The sequence below is a fragment of the Paenisporosarcina quisquiliarum genome, from assembly GCF_027563315.1.
Lineage (GTDB): Bacteria > Bacillota > Bacilli > Bacillales_A > Planococcaceae > Paenisporosarcina > Paenisporosarcina quisquiliarum.
Genome location: NZ_JAMKBJ010000001.1, coordinates 331,812 through 352,951, shown reverse-complemented (window position 1 = coordinate 352,951; position 21,140 = coordinate 331,812). Strand labels below are relative to the sequence as shown.

Genomic DNA, 21,140 nt, shown 5'->3' with positions numbered 1-21,140 from the left:
CATAAAGCGCTAATATATCGCTTCCTGCTTTTCTTATAGACCGAACGGATTCAAAGGACGACTTCCGTAGTAGGATAAAATACTTTTCGTTTCTGTATAAAGATCCAGGGTTTCGATGCATAATTCTCGCCCGAATCCAGATTGCTTATACCCTCCGAAAGGTGTTCCAGGGAATGCGGAAAACGGGCAATTGACCATAACGATTCCCGCTTGAATCTGATTGGCAACGCGTGTCGCACGAGCCCCATCTTTTGACCAGACGGCTGAACCTAATCCGAATTCTGTATCGTTAGCTAGTCGGATTGCTTCTTTTTCATCTTTAAATTTCATGACCACAACGACCGGTCCGAAAATTTCATCTGTTACTGCTTTCATGTCGTGAGTGACGTTAGCTATGATTGTCGGTTCATACCAGAACCCATTTTCATATCCTTCAGGTTTTGCAACGTTACCACCAACCAAAATTTCAGCCCCATCTTTTTTCGCGGATTGGACATACCCATCAATCGTGTCTAGTTGACCTTGATCAATAATAGCTCCAACATGTGTACCTTTATCCAATGGATTGCCCATCTGTAATTTATTTGCTTTTTCAACAAATTTGCTCATAAATTCATCGTAAATATCTTCATGGACGTAAAGACGGGATCGTGCCTCGCATGACTGGCCTGAATTATAGAAGATCCCAAATAATGAACCATCGACTGCCGCATCAATATCTGCATCTTCGAATACTAGACTTGGTGATTTTCCACCAAGCTCCAGTGTCACACGTTTTAATGTGTCAGAAGCTTTGCCCATAATGTCTTTTCCGATTGGTGTAGAACCGGTAAATGCAACTTTATTCACTCGTGGATGCTCCACTAAGAAGTTTCCGACTTCCGCTCCTGAACCTGGAATCACGTTCACTACACCAGCAGGAACGCCTGCTTCAAGACAAATCTCTCCCAGGATAATTGCCGTAAGCGGAGTAAGTGATGCGGGTTTAACAATTACTGAACATCCTACAGCAATCGCAGGAGCGATTTTCCATGCCGCCATCATTAATGGATAGTTCCAAGGAATAATTTGTGCACAAACGCCAACAGGTTCTTTCTCCGTATAGTTGTGGAATTGTCCCGGTACATTGTTGACAGTTCCACGATGCCCGACGATTGCGCCAGCATAAAACTCGAAATCTTCGATTGCTTGCGACACTTGACCTTGTGCTGCGTGAAGTGATTTACCCGTATCCAGTATTTCAAGTTCCACTAAATCATTGAAACGAGAACGCATGATAGCAGCAATTTTATTCAATACTTGTGCACGTCGCCCAACAGGGAATAGCTTCCATTTCCCGTGATCGAAAGCATTGCGTGCCGCTTCAACGGCCTTTTCAGCATCTTCTTTAGAAGCTTTCGCCACTTCCGCTATCAGTTCACCAGTTGCTGGATTAAATGTTTGGATCGTATCGCCAGTGCTGCTCTTCACTTTTTCACCATTAATAATTAAATGATAAAAATCACGTTTCATCGATTCTTGTTCAAGTTCGTTTTCTCGGATTGTAGCCATGTGATAATCCCCCTATTGTCCTGAAAAGACAGGTTTTCGTTTTTCCATAAATGATTTAACGCCTTCGCGATGATCGTTTGTAAGACCTGCTATCCGCTGACCTTGAGCTTCATGTTCCAAATAATCTTCAAAGCTGTTTTCCGAGACCGCCTTCAAATAACGTTTGATCAAACCGATTGCTTTCGTCGGTAAAGAAGCAATGCGTTTTGCAAAAGCGGATACGTCCTCTTCCCAGCTTTCTGCCGAAATAAGTTGTGTAGCCAGTCCCATATTAAGAGCATCTTCAGCTTTCACTTTTTCACCCAATATCGAAAGTTCTAAAGCCTTCGCTTCCCCCACTAGGCGTGTTAAATAATACAGATTTCCTGAGTCTGGAATGAGACCGACATGAATAAATGCATTGATAAAACTTGCACGTTCCGATACCAGTCTGAAATCGCAAGCAAGTGCAAGACTGAATCCTGCTCCCGCCGCTACCCCATTTACAGCAGCAATAATTGGTTTTTCACACTGTCTGATTTGCTTGATCATGGGACCGTAGTGGTCACGTAATACTTGGCCGTGATCCATCTTTTCATCGACTTCCGATAAATCTTGTCCAGAACAAAATGCCCGCCCCTCGCCCGTAATAACGATGCAACGAACTTGTTCATCATTGGATGCAGCTTTGAAAGCTTCTTTTACTTCCCGATTCATTTGAGCGACGAATGCATTCAAACTGTCAGGTCTATTTAAGTAGAGCCATGCAATACCGTCTTTGACGTCGTAACGGATCGTCTCAAACATCCAACACACTCCTTACTTCCCTTTATAATCCGGTTTTCTTTTTTCAATAAAAGCATTCATGCCTTCTTTTTGGTCCTGAGTTGAAAACAGTAAATAGAAGTTTTTACGTTCATACTGCATTCCTTCTAATAAAGAAGTATCAACTGCCTTGTTTACCGAATCTTTAATTAGACGCAAGGAAAGAGGCGGTTGCTTGGCAAGTCGGTTTGCGAACTTCATACACTCTTCCATCAGAAGTTCCGGTGCGACAATTTTATTAATCACTCCATATTTAAGTGCTGCTTCCGCAGAAATACGCTCACCTGTCCATAGCCACTCTAAAGCTTTCGTGCGTCCGGCAAGTTTCGTCAAGCGCTGCGTTCCACCTGCGCCAGGCATGACACCAAGGCCGACTTCCGGGAATGAGAACTCTGTTCCACTTGCTGTAATCAGAATATCGCAACACAGCGCTAGTTCGAATCCTCCACCAAAAACAAATCCTTTTACGGCACCGATGATAGGCTTTTTAATCAGAGCCAACCGATCCCAATCAGCAAATTGATTCAGGAGTTCCAGGCTGATTGAATCATCATTTGTCATTTCATCAATGTCAGCTCCAGCTGAGAACGCCCTGCCCTTACCTGTCAACACGATGACTCGTACTTGATCATCCCGATCGAAACCTTCCATCGCCTCGACCAGTTCCCTCACCATTTTTCGGTTTAGGGAATTCAACTGACGGGGACGATTCAGTTCGATTAACGCCACGCTGCCTTCAAGTGAAGTTTCAATTAACTCATACGCGTTCATTACGCATCTTCACCAATCATCAACGTTACTAAATTCCCTGCAAACCCCATCAGGTCTTTACCAGATGCTTTTCCTTCAGCAGAACGCATTCCTTGCTGCATTGATTCCATGTCATCGTAAATCATTTCGCACATAAGGTAATACTTACTTTCTCCACCCATTGGAGAACCAGTAAATTTTGTTACTTTCATTTCACGCAGACCAGGAATTTTTGCTGTCAACGGTCCATGAACGTTGAAATAATGATCATCGAAAGCCTCTTTATTTTCAGGGTGTTTGTATAATGCGATTAATTTAGCCATTATTTTCTCCTCACTTTACATGTTGGTAGAGACCGGTTTCATGGCCTCAAATACGTTTTTACAACTCTTGCAATATAGGATGCTACGACATGCGGTCGGTCCAAAGATATTGTCCATCGTTACGTAGGTGGACCCACAATAAGCGCAGTCCACATGCCAGCTTCCGTCTTCTTTAAAATGACGCGGAGGTGGTGCAATTCCAAACGCCCTCAAATTTTGGTGACCTTTTTCCGTAATGCGATCGGAGGTCCAAGGTGGATGAAAGGTAAATTCCACTTCAATCTCTGTAACTTCCGGTAATTCTTTTATTGCATTGATTGTATTTTTCTTGATAATTTCAAGTGCGGGACAACCTAGGAAGGTTGGCAGAAGTACAACTTTCACATGAGTTCCATTCGTCGTAACTTCACCAATCATGCCGAGATCAAAGATGCTGACTGTGTCTATTTCAGGATCTTTCACATTCAGCAATGCTTCGTACACTCTCTCGACCGTTAGTTCTGTTAATGCAGTCATGTTGTCTCCTCCTTTCCCAAGCCCGATTACCAGACCGCTGCAGATTCGAATTTGTAAACTTCTGAAAGAGTGGTTAACCCTTCCTCCAGATCATTTGTATGTTCACCATTTCTTCCGTTTTTGACTGGTTGATCTGGAATTTTAGGCATTTGCACTTGTAATGAAGTCAACAAAGGCTCGATGTTCATTTTCCATTTTTCTTGCAATGCTTCTTCGCTACCGATTAGCCCATTACTTTCAATCGCTTCCTTTTGGGTGCCATAAGAAAAAACATCTCCGAAATCAGCCACTACAAGGGCAATAGCTTCATTCATCTTCTTTTTAGCTACATCAGTGGAACTCATCAATTGTTTGAACCAGGTTTCCCAGTGCAATCGGTGATAATAAAGTTCCATCCTCACTTTTACAGCTACTTCAGCCAGTGGCTTATAGGAGCTCTCACATAAAGAATCGATCTTCACCTTTTTGGCCTGAGTATAGAAATAACTTCTTGTCACGGCGTACGCCCAGTCGTAGTGGGGAGTTTCCAAATAGTATCCGCTACCGTTTACCCGCTCGGTTAAAATACTGTTTCTCCTATCCGAAGCAGGGCGGCTATGAGCGAGGTCATCTGCATTTCCAGCACCTAGATTTTCTAGAAGGGTATAATACATCGCAGCATGCCCCATCGTGTCCTGACTGATGGAAGAGTAAGCAATGTCCGCTTCAATATGAGGAGCGAGACCTAGCCATTCAGAGCCACGGAACGAGTACATGAAATCATCGTCTGCTAACTGGAATAATAAATTCTTTACCGCATCTGTATATTCAGGACTCATCACAGAATCATTCATTTTCTCTCGCCTCCCCATGACAGGATTTCTTTTTCGTCCAACATTTCCTGTTCATATTGACGCCATTTCTTTTTCAAGTATCCGTATCCTTTTGTCGTTCGGTACTCTTTATTTTCAAGTCGGCCAAGCGTCAATTTTTCTTCGGCATTCATTCGTTTGATATGTTTGCGATTGACAATCCAAATGTCGGCAACTGGTTCACGGCGCATAAAGTTTTCCTGTGCCATAATGAGCGCCATTTCTTCATTCGGAGCCAGTAAGCTGAATTGGTGCTGAAATGCAGAACTTGGCGTCCGTTTACTGAAAATTTCATATTCGTGATAAAAGGTTTTTTCGTTGCTCACTTCCCCTGACTCCTCTCTTTAACTTATATTTGCGCTGAGTGCATCACGGACCCAAGAATTATATTCATAAGAATGCCGACGTAAATTCAGTCTCGCTTCCGAACGTTGTCCCTGATTTTTAATGATTTTTTTGAATTCATTCCAATCTGGCTGCTGATAGGTCCATAAATTGCTATCTTTGTCGTAACGAAGTGTTGGATCAGGTATGGTCAATCCCAATGAAATTATTCGAGGTATATATTTATCAAAGAAAATCTGTCTGAACTCTTCATTTGTTTTAGTCCGGATTTTATATTTGATCGTCAAGTCTTGTTTGGATGAACCCGTCGTTTCTTTACTGGCTGGACCAAAGAACATAAGAAGAGGTTCCCACCATCTATTCAATGCCTCCTGAATCATAGCCTTTTGTTGATCAGTTCCTTCTGCTAACGCCATGATTATTGATTCACCGTGCTGTGCATGGAAAACTTCTTCTGCGCAAATTCGTTGAAGTGCTCTGGCGTAAGGACCGTACGAAGCCTTCAGCATATCTGTCTGTGTGATAATCGCCGCTCCGTCAACTAACCATCCGATAATTCCTGCATCTGCCCACGTTTTCGTTTCCATATGGAACACATTATGGAATTTTAAATCTCCATTAAATAAATCCTGCATTAAATCTGCACGGTTTTTGTTATAAGGTTTTAACAAGTCTTCAGTTACCCGAAGAAGGAGTTGGCCATGACCCATTTCATCCTGAACTTTTGCCATAATGCCAAGTTTTCTATAAAGTGAAGGCGCTTTAGGAACCCATTCTTTCTCTGGTAGAGCCCCCATAATTTCACTCATCCCATGCATTGAAATCAATTTGATTAATGTCTGTCTGTAATCTTCAGGCATCCAATCATCCGCTTCGATTTTTTCTCCAGCTTCAATACGCTGCATAAAGTTCGTTAACTGATTATCTTCAGAGATCGTGTTAAAACTAGCCATTCCAACTCCTCCTTTGTTTAATATATGTGTTTGTATTCTTTGACATAACAATTACATTACGGATATATGAACACTCGTTATGTATAAGGTTTTTATTCCGCTCTTTAGTTGGAATATTGTAGGTATAATCGCAGCAACATAGAAAAATGCCCTATTTCCTAAATGTCATGTTGAATTAAGACAATGAAATCTTTAGCCAATTTAACGGTAGAATTCATCATCATAATTAACATAACAATTTATCAACGATATAAACATATTTTGTAATATGTTTATAGATTAATAGGGCGTAACAGAGAAGTCAACAAAAATCTCTGAAAATTCCAATTAATAAAGAGCTTAAATTTTAAGCAAACAAAAACCCGAAGGTCAGGCAGAATCCTGATCTTCGGGTTTTATAAATGTCTTTAAAGTTCTTTATCTTCAATCGAGTTTAACCATTGTTCAATCGGACCGATGACCGATTCAACGCAACCATCGTCAAACGGGGAAATCAAGTTGGCTTCTTTTACAAGGCCAGTAAACGATAGACTTCCTCCAATTTTACAAAGATGTACGTAATCAGCCCAAGCTTGATCACGGTCTTCCATCGTACGTTTAAAGAACTGGAATGCACAGATTTGAGCTAATGTATAGTCTATATAATAGAAAGGACTTTGATAGATATGACCTTGACGCTGCCAGAACCCACCTCTGTTTAAATAATCATTGCCGTCATAATCACGGTGCGGTAAATATTTTTGCTCGAGTTCACGCCAAGCTTTTTTGCGTTCAGCTGGCGATGCTTCAGGATTTTCATAAACAAAATGTTGGAATTCATCCACAGCCACTCCATATGGTAAGAATTCAAGTGCTCCGCTTAGATGGGAGAATTTATACTTGTCTGTATCTTCCTTGAAGAAATTCTCCATCCATGGCCAAGTAATGAACTCCATGCTCATCGAGTGAATTTCACATGCTTCGTATGTCGGCCAGTTGTATTCAGGAATTTCAAAATGACGACTTGAATACACTTGGAACGCATGTCCAGCTTCATGTGTCAAAACATCGATATCTCCAGAAGTGCCATTGAAGTTAGAAAAGATGAAAGGTGCTTTGTACTCCTCAATATATGAACAATACCCACCACTTGCTTTCCCTTTTTTCGCAACAAGATCCATCAAGTTGTTATCAATCATGAAATCAAAGAATTCACTTGTTTCCGGGGACAACTCATCATACATCTTCTTACCACCTTCAATGATCCATTCAGGAGAACCCTTCGGTGTGGCATTTCCAGTTTTGTAATTGATTGATTCATCATAGTATTTAAATTCATCAACCCCAATACGTGCCTGTTGACGTTCTTTTAATTTGCCTGCTAAAGGAACAATAAAGTCTTTGACTTGATCCCTGAAGTTCTTCACCATGCTCGCGTCATAATCTGTACGGATCATGCGATAATAACCCAGTTCCACAAAGTTTTTATAACCTAAAGTACGGGCAATTTCTGTGCGGACTTTTACTAAATCATCATAAATACGGTCGAGTTGCTCTTCATTTTCAGCGAAAAAGCTGAAGAAAGCATCCTTCGCTCGCTTCCTCATATCACGGTCAGTTGATTCAGTAAATGGCTGCATTTGCGCCAGTGTGCGTTCTTCGTTTTCAAATTGAATTTTTGCAGATGCAATCAGTTGTTGGTATTCGGAAGACAGTTTGTTCTCTTTTTGCATCATCGGAATGACTTCTGAAGAAAAAGATTTGATTTGCGCATCCGCAATGGCAAATAATTGAGTGCCCCATTTTTCTTCCAGCTCTTTACGGAATGATGAGCTCACCAGAGCCTTATAATATTTTGTTACCAAATCATCTACTTTCGGGCTTAGTTCATCAAAGTAATCCTGTTCCGTTTTATAAAATTCATCAGTCGTATCAATGGAATTTCTGATATAAACAATATTCATCATCGTTCCAACCTGATTTCTTATATTGTTGATTAGCTTCATCGCATCACTTTGAGCTTCAACTGTGTCGGCAGTCGTAAACTGAACCAATGCTTCGTTAAACTTTTCTTCAATTTCCTCGAATACCGGTCGTGTATACGTGAAATCCTCGAATTTTGTAACCATTTAAAACCATCCCCTACTTATTTCAAATCGTAATCCGTCGATTGTGCAATCGTGTAATTACGTCTACTCATAAATAGTTTACTATTATTTCATTTATGACAACAAGAAAAATTATTTTATTATGAATGTTAGGGTAATTTACTCGGACCACTGGTTCTGTTGTTCTTCCGTAGCAACCAACTGTAAATCATCGGCAGAGATTGTTATGATTTGATAATCATTTTTCTCTGCATACTTCATAGCTAGTTCTTTCATAAACTTCGGGGAACCTTCATTCTCTTCATCATAAATGATGAGAAGACCGTCAGAATTCCTTATGATAAATTTATTCTTTTCGATAAATTGCCATGGTCCTTCATAAGGTTTTTTTGTCACACTTGTTTGAAAATCTGCGTTCGCACAAATCATTTGATACGTTTCTTTTTTAGTGTCATTCCAGTTCTTTTCTTGCTCAAGAAAAGGAGTAATGATGGCATATTTTAAATCTGGGAATGATTGTTTCAACTCAATAACCAACTGGGCAGCCCATGTTTCAACCCCTAATTGTCCACTGAGAATCACCCACTCCAAACCATCGTCAATCAGTCCGAGCAGACGATTTTCTAAAGCCTTCTTAATAAAACCTACGCCTGGATGTTTATCGTCAAAAACCCCAATTTCGTGCTGTTTATACCCTGTTATGACCAATCTTTTAATCAATTGAAACCCTCCGTGTCACTGACATATCTATGTATTAGTTTAGCATTTAATAGAAAGGACTGTTTAGCGAACGACTCTCGAGAATATAAAAATCCAGACTCTCAATTTTCGAGAGTCTGGATTCCATCGTTTATATTAAAAACATGGCGACAATTGTGGTAACAATGAGACCAATCGTTACAGGTAAAAGGTTTCTTCGTGCAAGTTCAAATGGATCGACACCACAGATGGCCGCAGCTGGAATAAGAGCCCATGGAACCAACGTACCGCCGCCAACCCATATTGCGGCGATTTGTCCAAGCGCGGTTAGAGTTGCGGCTCCAGCACCTATCGCAGTAGAAAAGATCGTGGCTACCGAGCCTACGAGAGAAATACCTGAAAACCCTGAGCCATCTAGTCCAGTTATGGCGCCAACAATCGTCAAAGTAACGGCACCAACTTCTTTACTTAACGGAACGAGTGAAGCAAGAGCCACCCCAAGGTCATTGACAATTCCGTGAGAAGTTTTAGGCAACAGCTCACCGATTATTTTATTAAATCCAGCATCGCCTAGATAGAAGAATGCGGCAATCGGAATGACTGCTCCAAATACTTTAAAACCGAATTGAAAACCTTCGATAAAGTAACTCGTTGCTTTTTCAAGACCTTTATTTTTATGGCTGACCATTGTAATGAATAAGAGGATAAATACAGATGTACCGCCTATCAAAGCCGTTGCATCGCCACCCTGCAAATTCAGGATGGACATTGCAATTACGTCAAGTACAAATAGTACGGGAATCAAGAGTGCAAAGAATCGTTTTTGTCCTGTAGATAGCAACGTTAATTGATGTTCTGTCGGTTCTGCTGATGGCGTGGTTGATAATCCTGTTGTTGCAGTTAATAGACCTGATTTCAAATCTCGTTTCAAGAAATAAAAAGCGGTAATAGTGGTAACGAGTCCCATTACAATAACTAGAGGAATACTAGCGCTGATGACGTCACCTACTGGAAGCCCTGCAGCATCCGCAGTCAGTTTAGGAGCCCCTTGAATGATGAAATCACCTGATAAAGCAATACCGTGTCCGAATAGATTCATGGCCATGGCGACCCCGAGTGCAGGCAAACCGACTCGGAGGGCGATTGGAAGCAAAACAGCCCCCATCAACGCTACAGCTGGCGACGGCCAGAAAAACCAAGATATGACCATCATTAAAATTCCGATGGTCCAGTAAGCAAGTGCTGGCGTTTTAATGAGTTTCGAAAACGGTGAAATCATCACATCATTGATTCCGGTCGTTGTTAAAACTTTACTCATTGCAACAATGATGGAAATAACGAGTATGGTCGGTAATAATTCTGTAATCGCGAAAATGAAACTGTTGAAAATACTACTGATTGAGCCGCTTAATGATCCGGTGGCTGTAATGGCAATTAGAAAAATACCAACGATACTTACAATGGTCGTATCACGTCTCATCACCATAAAGCCGATAATTAAAAAGATAAATACGACATAAATCCAATGCAACGCTGTTAGTTCAACACCCATTAGATTTCTTCTCCTTTCTTGCATCCTTTTGTTTGAAGACGGGTATCCCCACTTCAAGATGTTCTATAGGATATGTGCAGAAAGAAAAGTGGTTTGAGGAATGCCTAAGAATATAAATAAAAAAAGACACCGCGCTATTAACGGTGTGCAGATTGATGTGAAAATAGTTTTAATAAAAATAACAGAATTCCCATTTTTAAATTCGATCAAAGAAGGTGGTCGGCTATTTCTTTCGCTTTCCGCGGACGAAACGCCAGCCTCCTCGGCTCAGCCTGCGGGGTCTAGCTTGTTCCGTTTTTTCCGCAGGAGTCTTCAGAAATAGCCGACCACTTTCCTACTAAAAATTGAGAGCTAACCTTACAGTTAACAAGTTATCTTCAAAGGTACAAAAATAGAAATTAGTTCAGAAAGACAACGACGAAAGAATTAAATCAATAAAACAGGAAGATGAGTCTGAAATATTTAAAAACAATAAATTAATAGGATATTTATTTGCTATCGGTGCACAAGCAATAGTACAAAACGAATAAAGTTGTTATTTCACCTGAAAAAAGTAGTGTTTTCTAATGAAAACCTTGATATGAATAAAACAAAAAACTGCTAATTTAATTTCAAATTAGCAGTTTTTTTCGATTATTAGTGTAACCTTTGCACCACAAGTATGTCTGCAGTCTGAACACCATCCATCTTTTTGGATCGCTAAAAAAAGTACGATTAAAAATCAAAGTTATCTGGATCTGGACCTACTCGTTTATTTTCGTTTAGTGAAGAAATTTTCTCCATTTCTTCAGCTGACAGTTCAAAATCAAAAATAGATGCATTTTCAACAATACGATGTTCTTTAATTGATTTAGGAATGGTCACAACATCATTTTGAAGATCCCAACGTAAGATGATTTGAGCCACGGATTTACCATGAGCATCAGCAATTTCTTTTAATTTTTCATCTTCGAGTAATTGACCTTGCATAAGTGGCGACCAAGCTTCAAATTGAATATGGTTCTGTTGGCAAAACGCACGCAGGTCTTCTTGAGTCAATTTAGGGTGAAATTCAACTTGGTTGACCATTGGGACGATTGTTGCGTCTTTCATCACATCCTGCAGATGATGAATATGGAAGTTACTGACTCCGATTGCTTTTACGCGCTTTTCTGTATAAAGCGTTTCAAGTGCACGCCATGTGTCCTTATATTTCCCTTCTACTGGCCAGTGAATTAAGTAAAGATCTAGATATTCCAACCCTAATTTCTTCAGACTTGTTTCATAGGCTTCCAAAGTCGATTCATATCCGAAATCTGCATTCCACACTTTCGATGTGATAAATAATTCTTCACGTGAAATTCCGGCTTCTTTTATTCCTTGACGGATTCCTTCGCCCACACCTTCTTCATTTTGATAAACAGCTGCAGTGTCAATGCTGCGATAACCTTTTGAAATTGCAGTTTTCACTGCTTCGATTACTTCTGTTCCTTCTTCCACTTTAAAAACGCCTAAACCGAACCACGGCATTTTAACGCCATTATGTAAAGTTGTACAAGTTTGTAAATCGTTTTTCATATTAATAAATCCTCCTCTTTCTACATAAATTTACCCTTTCCCATTCTCTCGTTTTTTAATGAACACTTCAAATATTTAACCTTAGCCATTTTAGATTACACTCAATAATCTAAGGTTTCCTTAGTCTAGACTGCCCTTTGGCTATATTTGCAATATGCAACTTAAACAAATGGATTAAACTTGCATATTGCAACAGTAAAACAATATTTGTGCATTGCAATTAATTTAGAGTGAATATTGTTGCAATTATCAACTATTTGTCATAAGAAAAACCATTCCTCAATATGAAGGAATGGTTTCGATATTTACACTAAATCTTTACCGTATACAATTTCGTCTTCGTCCCTTACATCCACCGCATTAATAATATGTACAGATGTTCGTAAATACAGTTTTGCGGTTTCATCACTGGACTCCCATCTTTCATCCGGCATCATTTCAAAAGGTACCATACGGGTTTCTTTTGATTTGACTGATCCAACCATTTCAATTGTGTGTTTAGCCACACACTCTTCTGTTACGTCAAAATCACTATCTTCACGGTGCCCTTCTTTTCGCATTAATACTTCCAGTTTAATAAATTCAATTACCTGTTCGCTTTGACCACCATCAATATAAATTTTTCCCGATAGTGATTCTCCATGCGCAATTTCAGGTTTGTCGACAATCGTATCGACTTTCATGGTACCAATTCCGATTGTGGACAAAAACTTTTTCAACATCATTTCTTCCTCCCTGTCATTTCAAAACCATTACATCCATCTTATTATCATTTTATTCATACAATTTCTCAATCATAATGATGATTCAGTTCAGTTTCATGTCGATTATATCTACGCTTAAATAACTTATACATATGCGTGATTAACACTTTAAGTAAAGCATACCCTGGAATCCCTAAAATTACGCCAGGAACGCCAAACAATGAACCGGCCGTCAGTAGTACGAAAATTATTGTTATAGGATGTATATGTAGTGATTTACCCATAATCTGGGGAGAAATAAACTTCCCTTCCACTAATTGTACAACCGTCCATACAACAGCCAATTTTACTAGCATAAATGGTGCAGTTCCGATCGCGATAACAGCTGCCGGGGTAATCGCAATAATTGGCCCTAAATATGGCACGACACTTGTAATCATAGCCAGTACGCCTAAAAGTAATGCATAGTCCATTCCGATAATGAGAAATCCGATAAACACCATACATCCGATGCAAATGGCGACCAAAATTTGCCCTTGAATATAGGCGCTGATTTGTTTGTCTGCATCTTTCATTACTTGATGTGCATCTTCTCTCATCCGTGGGGGTAATAAGTTAAGAATATATTGCGGTAACTTTTCTCCGTCTTTCAACAAGTAAAACAAGATAAATGGAACTGTCACGATTGCCAATATTAAACCGGTAAGTGTGGAAATTACTTTTCCAATTCCATTTGCGACTCCTCCAACAGCATTCTGGAGGGTGTTCCCAATATTCTCTGGGAGTTGCTGCATGAGCTTTTCTACATCAAACTCCAGATTTAAATAATAACTTGAAAATATCGATGTCCGTAAAAACATATCCGCATCGATGACAAGTTTCTTGAAATATTGTGGGAAATCTTGAATCAAATTCGTTAACTGCGTTTTCAAAAACGGAAACACTAAAACGATTAATAAAGTAATAAGACCAATTAGTCCCAAGAAAATAATAAGAATGCCCCATATTTTCGGTATTTTCACCCGCATCAAAAGCTGTAACAATGGTCGAAACAGGTAATACCCGATGGTGGCTAAGATGACAGGCAAGACGACATTTGCCAGTAAGACTTGCATGGGGTAAAAAACAAAGGAAACAAGATCAAAGATAAATATAATCAAACCCAATAATAAGATTAATATCAATAAAAAAAGTGTATTCCTTCCCCCTAGAAATTGAATGAATCTAGTAGAAAAAAAAGAAGGTTTTTCTGGTTGCATCTCATGTCCCCACTTTCGAATACTCATAATCTTAAGAAAGATTAAGATATATCTAATTCTACAGGAAAATTGCGTTGATAATCAATTTATCAACGCAATCGCATCCCAAGGAATTCACTTAAAGCCTGCTTGTTTTCTTCAACATTTATTTCTATGACAGAACCTACCCCTGGATAGGAACCATAATCATAACTATGTTCAACAGGAATCGTCATGTTATTAATGTCTACTCCCCCACTAAAAGCAAGGTCTAGAACACGTTTGACTTCTTCGGTAGTTGAATAATCAGATTGGACATACCCTTGAATAGCCCCTGCAAATTTCGGGTAATTAACAGAATTTGAAGGACTCAGTACTTCATCTTTTAATGCTTCCATTACTTTTTGCTGCCTTGCAACTCGGCCGAAATCGCCTTCAGAATCCGCACGGAACCTTGCATATCCTAAGAGTTCTTTTCCATTTAACTGCTGAACACCAGGTTCAAGTGATACCCCTATTTTCTCTGACATTGCCTTTTCGACTTCTATTTCAACACCATTTGGTGCGACAATGTCAACGAGGGACTCAAAGCTTTTAAAATCTATGAGAGCATAATGATGGATTGGCACGCCGAACATACTTGAAATCGTATCTTTAACAAGTTGTACGCCATCCAGGTAGTAAGCTGTATTCAACTTATAGGATTTGTACCCTGGAATTTGAGCATAAATATCCCGCATGAATGATACGACATTTACTTCATCGGTTTCTTTATTCCACGAAACAAGCATCATCGTATCTGTGCGTGATTGTTCCTCTCCTCGAGTATCGACACCCAGGACTAAAATATTTTCAATGGCTGGGTTTTTCACATCGAGTGGATCACCTGTAAACTCGATGTTGTTTTTTTCTTTATGGGAAGCCAGCTCTTGACCAGCTTTGAATTGAACGACGGAATATATGGCGATTCCTATAAATGCTAAAAAAAGTAGAGTCATAAAAAATCGACCATACCGAAACTTTCTTTTCTTTCTCATGGAACGACGATTTGGAACTTGTTCTTCCAAAACGCTCCCCCCTTTCTTCACTTTCGTATAATAGAACGATATAGAACCAAAAAAGTTGCTTTTTTTATCTCCTCAATCATAGTTGTTGAGCCATGATGATGCAAGTGCTACAATACGGTTTATGCACGTTTGAGAGGGGTTTTATAAATGGAAAAAGCTACATTTGCAGGCGGATGTTTTTGGTGTATGGTCAAACCCTTTGATCAATGGGACGGAATAGAATCCGTAATATCCGGATATATGGGTGGACATGTCGAAAATCCTACCTATGAAGACGTTAAAAAAGGCGATTCCGGCCATTTGGAAGTCGTACAAATTCAATTTGATCCATCCATCTTTACATATGAACAACTACTTGAGATCTTCTGGCAGCAAATTGATCCGACAGATGATGGCGGTCAATTCCAAGATCGTGGAGATTCTTATAAAACTGCGATTTTTACACATTCCGATAAGCAAGTAGAATTGGCTAATATGTCGAAACAAGCACTTGCAAATAGTGGACGATTTTCTAAACCGATTGTAACTCCAATCCGTCCTGCGGAAACGTTTTATATCGCAGAAGATTATCACCAGGATTACTATAAAAAAGAACCGGATCATTATGCAGAAGATCGCGCAATGTCCGGACGTGATGAATTTATCCAAGAAAATTGGAAGAAGTAATTCGATTTCTAGCCTTGCCTTTGCAAGGCTATTTTATTTGCTTTGTTAACAATGCATTTGTTTATCGTTCAACAAGAGCTTTTACATTACCTTTATTTAAAAGGACTGTGACTACGAACATTCCCACAATTAAAGCGAGCATGACATAGTAAGTCATTTGATGTGTTCCACTCCAATCGTACAAAATCCCGATTGCTAAAGGGACAAGTCCTCCCATGATAAATCCGCCAGTTTGTACCATTGCCGTCCATGCATTTGCTTCAAAGGCATCCTTCGTTTCATCTAGAGGCAATAATAATGCAAGCGGGAACAATCCACCAAGAGTAAAGCCTAACAGGATAGAAGCTGGCCAGATCAGTGCAACATTTCCAGTCAACAACAGAACAATCCCGATGGTTCCAATAAAGAGAGAAGAATAGATCCAAAAAGAACGATTCGGAAATTTCTCAAGCAACAAAGGAATAAAAATGTTTGCGACAATTTGAGAGACGGTTAAAACACTGATTACGGATCCAGCTTCGATCACATTAAACCCTAATTCACTTGCAGCTGAAGCAAGCCATGTAGTTAATGAGAAAAATAATGAAGCCTGAAAACCAAAGAATAATAAAATGAGCCAAGCCCTAGAATTAGTCCACGGAGATCGGAATGAAGTTGCGACATGTTCCCTTTCAATTACGACCGTGGCTTCATTTTTTTCGGGTTTCATTGCAACGAACCAAACCAAGTATGCCAATAAAGCCAAGGCAGACCAGAATGCAAGTGCGTACTCCCATTCTTCGCCGATCCATACATATAAAACACCTGTTAAACCCGCACTCAGTGTTGCACCTGCACCCATCCCAAGTGAATATACGCCAATTGCGGAAGCTGTTCGGGTTGGGAATTTTTCTTTAATTAATGACGAAAGAATTGGTCCGATAATTGCAATAGCCACACCAATTACAAAAGCGGTAACTAAAAGAGATACGTAATCATTAAGCCATGCTCGAATCAAAGTAAGGAGACCGATTAAAACAATTAATAATGAAATCCCTCTCTTTTGTCCAAATTTATTGAGCCAATGAACAGCTAGTGGCGCAAATAATCCCATACAAATCACGGGAACCGCAGTTAATAAGCTGACTTCGCTATTTGTTAAATTCAAATCGTTTCGAATGGTATCCAACAAAGGACCAATCGAAGTCACCGCAGGTCGTAAATTTAAAGCAATCAAAAAGATAGCGATTAATAATGACGTCATTGATTTGTGGGAATTCATGCTCTCAGTCCTTCTATAAATAAAATTGTTCTATAATAAGTAATATCATATCAGACGTCAGACCACAACAATGTGATTATGCCCTTTAACATATGCAAACTTGTGTTCCCTTTCTGAAATTTGTACAATAAATTATGAAAGGATGACTTATTTTGAAACTAATTCAATGGAGTTATACGAAAAGATATCAAGTGAAGGCCATTTTTGATGAATTTCCAGATATGATTCTCATTTTCAGAACGATAGGTTCCTATTATTTTGTCTTTACTACAAAAGGATCCATCGTTAATCGATATCCGACAAGAAAAGATTATGTGGAAATGGAACTATTAATAAATGAAGAATTACAGACACTACCCGCGTATATTAATCGCAAGTCTTCACTCGAAATGAAATGGGTTGAAGCATGGCTACGAAAAAAAGAACTTCCACTTAACCAATTGGAAGTCCTTCCTTATAAAGAATAATTTTCTTCCGACCAAGTGATTTTGCTAAATATAGTGCTTGATCTGCATGTTTTAATATGCTTTCTCGTGATTGCAATGAAGTATATTCATAGACACCTGCTGAAAATGATAATCGGACTGAGTCCATTCGATATTTTAACAAATCATCTGTGCAGCAATCTTGCAAGGAAAGCAATTGTTGTCTTGTTTCCTGCCCGTTGCTATTATGGAAAAGAATAATAAATTCTTCCCCACCCCATCGAGCAACGATATTTGGTTCGCGAATTTGGGCTTTTAAGAGATTGGCAAACGTTTGAAGAGCAATGTCTCCAAATGTATGCCCATATCGATCATTGATGTTCTTAAAATGATCTAAATCCAAAATCGCTAAAGTGAAAGGTTGCCCATGCACTTTAAATCGCTTTTGGGCTTCCTTAATTTCATCGACCATTTTTCGCCGATTAAACAGTGTCGTTAAGTGATCGGTAATTGAAAGTTCTTTTACTTCCTCGACCAAACGTTCTAATTCCTCGTTGCGCTTATGTAGTAAATTTTCTATTTCTTTTCTCTCAGTAATATCGACATGAGTTCCTATCATGCGCTTGGCGTTTCCCCATCTATCTCTCTTTACAGCTTTTCCTCTATCCAAAATCCAACGGTAAGTTCCATCCGCGTGCAATAAACGGTGTTCAGATTCAAAAAGTTCTGTTTTATTTTGGAGATGTTCTTTTATCTCCAAATCCACTTTTGAGACGTCTTGAGGATGTATTCGTTTACGCCATTCACTGAATTCATTCGGCAACTCGTGTTCTTCATAACCGAGCATTTTCTTCCAATGTTTAGAAAAATAAACCTCATTGCTTTGTAAGTCCCAATCCCAGACTCCTTCCCTCGCACTATCAATCGCTGTCGCCCATCGATGTTCAAGGGATATATGCATATTAAGCTCATTTTGAATTTCAGTTTGGTCAAACAAATATGAAAATATCGAAGTTTCATTACCAGCTTGGTCCTGTTTTATGTATGTATAAGATTTAATAAATCGAATGTCTCCGTCTTTAGAATAAATCCGGTATGTGGATTCCCAGAATGGACTTTTGGAAGCGATGCGTTGTTTCATAATGATTTGAAACTTTTGACGATCTTCTTCAAAAATGATTGATAATAAAGGGATAGAGCCTGATATCATTTCTTCAGGCTCATACCCAAAAAATCTCTGTACATTCGGTGTTATATGTTTAACTTCCTGTTTTCCTTGATCCATAACCCAGTGCATAAAAATTACAGGTCCATTCCAAGTCATTTCCTGAAATGATGTTTCAAATACTTGTTCCATATTACCCATAATATACCACCTCACTCATGCATTAGTATAACTGAAACCATTAAATAAGGCTACTTAAAATGAGTTGTACCAATTATGAGCTTGTTGTACTTCTTCTATCGTTAATTGATGTCCGTTATTGTACCAATTATCCTCGACAGTTGCGCCTTTAGCACGCAATACATTAATTAATTCCTGTGTTTCATTTTTGGGAATGATGGGGTCATTTACTCCTGCACCTATAAATATTTGTGCATAATTTAATTCATGGACGGGTTGGTTCCGATAAGGCACCATTGCATGGAATAAAATTGAACGATCCATAATTTTTTTATGTTTCATCAATAAAGTAGCTGCAATATTGGCCCCGTTGGAATAACCGATTGCTGTCACGAGTTCACTTTTCGGCGCATAGTGCAAAAGAGCATCTTTTAAGAAAAGATAGAGTTGTTCAGCACGGAAAAACAAATCCTCCTCATCAAAAACACCTTCAGCTAGTCTTCTGAAGTATCGAGGCATGCCCCCTTCCATTACATTTCCACGAACTCCAAGTAAGGATGCAGTAGAATCAATATGTTTTCCTACATTAATCAAATCATGTTCGTTTCCACCTGTACCATGTAGTAAAATTAGGACTTTTTTTGGATCAGTTCCTTCAATGAAGATATGTTGATGTGTATCATTCATAAGTATCCCCTCCTTGAAATTATCATATCTTGAATTCGAGATATTTTCCACTATTAAAGTTTGAGCATTCTTGAAGGCATTCATGATATAATAGAAGCATTGTGAAAAATAAGGAGGTACAAGCATGATTGCTGTAAGTAATGTAAGTTTACGCTTCGGAGATCGCAAGCTTTTCGAAGACGTCAATATAAAATTCAACCCAGGTAACTGTTACGGATTAATCGGTGCAAACGGTGCTGGAAAATCTACATTTATTAAAATTTTATCAGGTGACATTGATACGCAAGAAGGTAATGTCATCATGAACCCGAACGAACGTATGGCTGTCCTAAAACAAAATCACTTTGAATATGAAGAGTATCCTGTTTTAGAAACAGTTATGATGGGCCATAAACGTTTGTATGAAGTAATGAACGAAAAGAACGCCATTTATATGAAAGAAGATTTCTCTGATGAAGACGGCATGCGTGCAGCTGAACTCGAAGGTGAATTTGCTGATATGAATGGATGGGAAGCGGAATCCGAAGCGGCTATCCTCCTTCAAGGTCTGGGAATTGGTGAAGAATTCCACACGAAAAAAATGGCTGATTTAACTGGTTCTGAAAAAGTGAAAGTGCTTTTGGCACAAGCTCTATTCGGCAAGCCAGACGTTCTTTTACTCGATGAGCCTACTAACCATCTGGACTTAAAAGCAATTCAATGGTTAGAAGAATTCCTGATTAACTTTGAAAACACAGTTATCGTTGTTTCCCATGACCGTCACTTCCTGAATAAAGTATGTACACATATTGCCGATCTTGATTTCGGTAAAATTCAAGTGTATGTCGGAAACTATGATTTCTGGTATGAATCAAGTCAATTAGCTCTTAAAATGTCACAGGACCAAAACAGCAAAAAAGAAGAAAAAATTAAAGAACTTCAAGCGTTCATTGCACGTTTCAGTGCGAATGCATCGAAGTCTAAACAAGCTACTTCCCGTAAAAAAATGTTGGATAAAATCGAATTGGACGATATCCGACCATCTTCTCGTAAATATCCATATGTAAACTTCCAAATGGGCCGTGACATCGGAAACGATGTATTATCAGTCCAAGGCATTACAATGGAACATGAAGGCCAAACATTATTTAAAAACATTCATTTCTCCGTAAATAAAGATGACAAAATCATCTTAATTGGAGATCCGATTGCCAAATCATCTTTACTACGTGTATTGGCTGAAGAAGTGCAACCTATTGAAGGTTCCATTCGTTGGGGTGTCACAACAACTCGTTCTTACTTCCCTATCGACTACAGTGAATACTTCACTGGAAAAGAAAATTCTTTAGTTGATTGGTTACGTCAATATTCACCAGATGACGAAAGTGAAACATTCTTACGTGGGTTCCTTGGACGCATGTTGTTCTCTGGCGAAGAAGTGAAGAAAAAACCAGCAGTACTATCAGGTGGAGAAAAAGTTCGTTGTATGCTTTCAAAAATGATGTTAGCCAATGCTAACGTTTTACTATTGGATGAACCGACTAACCACTTAGACTTGGAATCGATTCAAGCGTTGAATAACGGTTTGATTGCATTCAAAGGCGCTATGATTTTCACATCTCATGACCATCAGTTCATTCAAACGATTGCCAATCGTGTTATTGAAATTATGCCTGACGGATCAATCTTGGATAAACAATTATCATTTGATGAATTTTTGGAGTGGAAAGAAGCTCAAGGAATTAAATCATAATACAGATAAAGTGCGAAGGATTTCTCC

21 protein-coding genes are annotated in these 21,140 nt (G+C 39.1%); 3 read left to right on the top strand and 18 right to left on the bottom strand.

The window, feature by feature from the left end:
- Nucleotides 1–33 precede the first annotated feature (33 nt).
- From M9R32_RS01750 to M9R32_RS01680, 15 genes are all read right to left on the bottom strand, one after another.
- On the bottom strand, nt 34–1,551 hold the full coding sequence (locus M9R32_RS01750) for an aldehyde dehydrogenase family protein (protein ID WP_269925014.1): 1,518 nt from the start codon (nt 1,549–1,551) through the stop codon (nt 34–36).
- 12 nt (nt 1,552–1,563) lie between these two features.
- Nucleotides 1,564–2,337: an enoyl-CoA hydratase-related protein gene (locus M9R32_RS01745; protein WP_269925013.1), complete on the bottom strand. Its 774-nt coding sequence runs from the start codon at nt 2,335–2,337 to the stop codon at nt 1,564–1,566.
- Nucleotides 2,338–2,349: 12 nt separating this feature from the next.
- On the bottom strand, nt 2,350–3,126 hold the full coding sequence (locus M9R32_RS01740; RefSeq protein ID WP_269925012.1) for an enoyl-CoA hydratase/isomerase family protein: 777 nt from the start codon (nt 3,124–3,126) through the stop codon (nt 2,350–2,352).
- A complete protein-coding gene (locus M9R32_RS01735) occupies nt 3,126–3,428 on the bottom strand; it encodes an EthD family reductase (RefSeq protein ID WP_269925011.1) in 303 nt (100 codons plus the stop codon). The genes M9R32_RS01740 and M9R32_RS01735 overlap by 1 nt, the downstream gene beginning before the upstream one ends.
- 15 nt (nt 3,429–3,443) lie before the next feature.
- Nucleotides 3,444–3,944, bottom strand: coding sequence for a 1,2-phenylacetyl-CoA epoxidase subunit PaaD (paaD, locus tag M9R32_RS01730; RefSeq protein ID WP_269925010.1), 501 nt, complete (start codon nt 3,942–3,944; stop codon nt 3,444–3,446).
- Nucleotides 3,945–3,970: 26 nt separating this feature from the next.
- Complete coding sequence (gene paaC, locus M9R32_RS01725; RefSeq protein ID WP_269925009.1) at nt 3,971–4,777, bottom strand: 1,2-phenylacetyl-CoA epoxidase subunit PaaC; 807 nt, start codon at nt 4,775–4,777, stop codon at nt 3,971–3,973.
- On the bottom strand, nt 4,774–5,121 hold the full coding sequence (paaB, locus tag M9R32_RS01720) for a 1,2-phenylacetyl-CoA epoxidase subunit PaaB (RefSeq protein WP_269925008.1): 348 nt from the start codon (nt 5,119–5,121) through the stop codon (nt 4,774–4,776). Before paaB ends, paaC begins: the two co-directional genes overlap by 4 nt.
- 18 nt (nt 5,122–5,139) lie before the next feature.
- On the bottom strand, nt 5,140–6,093 hold the full coding sequence (gene paaA, locus M9R32_RS01715) for a 1,2-phenylacetyl-CoA epoxidase subunit PaaA (RefSeq protein ID WP_269925007.1): 954 nt from the start codon (nt 6,091–6,093) through the stop codon (nt 5,140–5,142).
- Nucleotides 6,094–6,500: 407 nt separating this feature from the next.
- On the bottom strand, nt 6,501–8,201 hold the full coding sequence (locus M9R32_RS01710; RefSeq protein WP_269925006.1) for a M3 family oligoendopeptidase: 1,701 nt from the start codon (nt 8,199–8,201) through the stop codon (nt 6,501–6,503).
- A 138-nt stretch (nt 8,202–8,339) separates the two neighbouring features.
- Nucleotides 8,340–8,900, bottom strand: coding sequence for an SLOG family protein (locus M9R32_RS01705; protein WP_269925005.1), 561 nt, complete (start codon nt 8,898–8,900; stop codon nt 8,340–8,342).
- A gap of 130 nt (nt 8,901–9,030) precedes the next feature.
- Nucleotides 9,031–10,431: a hypothetical protein gene (locus tag M9R32_RS01700; RefSeq protein ID WP_269925004.1), complete on the bottom strand. Its 1,401-nt coding sequence runs from the start codon at nt 10,429–10,431 to the stop codon at nt 9,031–9,033.
- A 714-nt stretch (nt 10,432–11,145) separates the two neighbouring features.
- On the bottom strand, nt 11,146–11,988 hold the full coding sequence (locus M9R32_RS01695) for an aldo/keto reductase (RefSeq protein WP_269925003.1): 843 nt from the start codon (nt 11,986–11,988) through the stop codon (nt 11,146–11,148).
- Between the two features lie 305 nt (nt 11,989–12,293).
- The gene (locus M9R32_RS01690; RefSeq protein ID WP_336282458.1) at nt 12,294–12,710 is read right to left on the bottom strand and encodes a sporulation protein; all 417 of its coding nucleotides are present in this window, start codon (nt 12,708–12,710) and stop codon (nt 12,294–12,296) included.
- A gap of 68 nt (nt 12,711–12,778) precedes the next feature.
- Nucleotides 12,779–13,951 (bottom strand): AI-2E family transporter, encoded by a 1,173-nt coding sequence (locus M9R32_RS01685; RefSeq protein ID WP_269925001.1) that lies wholly within the window; start codon nt 13,949–13,951, stop codon nt 12,779–12,781.
- Nucleotides 13,952–14,040: 89 nt separating this feature from the next.
- Nucleotides 14,041–14,997 carry an LCP family protein gene (locus M9R32_RS01680; protein WP_269925000.1) on the bottom strand — a complete coding sequence of 319 codons (957 nt, stop codon included), beginning with the start codon at nt 14,995–14,997 and terminating at the stop codon, nt 14,041–14,043.
- Between the two features lie 147 nt (nt 14,998–15,144).
- Here M9R32_RS01680 and msrA point away from each other — a divergent pair, with 147 nt between their 5' ends.
- Nucleotides 15,145–15,663, top strand: coding sequence for a peptide-methionine (S)-S-oxide reductase MsrA (gene msrA / locus M9R32_RS01675; protein WP_269924999.1), 519 nt, complete (start codon nt 15,145–15,147; stop codon nt 15,661–15,663).
- A 61-nt stretch (nt 15,664–15,724) separates the two neighbouring features.
- On the opposite strand, the gene M9R32_RS01670 is transcribed toward msrA, so the two are convergent.
- Entirely contained in the window at nt 15,725–16,924 is a 1,200-nt protein-coding gene (locus M9R32_RS01670) for an MFS transporter (protein WP_269924998.1), read from the bottom strand.
- Between the two features lie 152 nt (nt 16,925–17,076).
- Here M9R32_RS01670 and M9R32_RS01665 point away from each other — a divergent pair, with 152 nt between their 5' ends.
- On the top strand, nt 17,077–17,391 hold the full coding sequence (locus tag M9R32_RS01665) for a hypothetical protein (protein ID WP_269924997.1): 315 nt from the start codon (nt 17,077–17,079) through the stop codon (nt 17,389–17,391).
- Here the strand turns inward: M9R32_RS01665 and M9R32_RS01660 are convergent.
- Nucleotides 17,357–18,715, bottom strand: coding sequence for a GGDEF domain-containing protein (locus M9R32_RS01660; protein WP_269924996.1), 1,359 nt, complete (start codon nt 18,713–18,715; stop codon nt 17,357–17,359). The two genes, M9R32_RS01665 and M9R32_RS01660, sit on opposite strands and share 35 nt — an antisense overlap.
- Nucleotides 18,716–18,769: 54 nt before the next feature.
- Nucleotides 18,770–19,381 carry an alpha/beta hydrolase gene (locus tag M9R32_RS01655; RefSeq protein ID WP_269924995.1) on the bottom strand — a complete coding sequence of 204 codons (612 nt, stop codon included), beginning with the start codon at nt 19,379–19,381 and terminating at the stop codon, nt 18,770–18,772.
- A gap of 124 nt (nt 19,382–19,505) precedes the next feature.
- Between M9R32_RS01655 and M9R32_RS01650 the strand changes: the two genes are divergently transcribed.
- On the top strand, nt 19,506–21,113 hold the full coding sequence (locus tag M9R32_RS01650; protein WP_269924994.1) for an ABC-F family ATP-binding cassette domain-containing protein: 1,608 nt from the start codon (nt 19,506–19,508) through the stop codon (nt 21,111–21,113).
- Nucleotides 21,114–21,140: the final 27 nt, after the last annotated feature.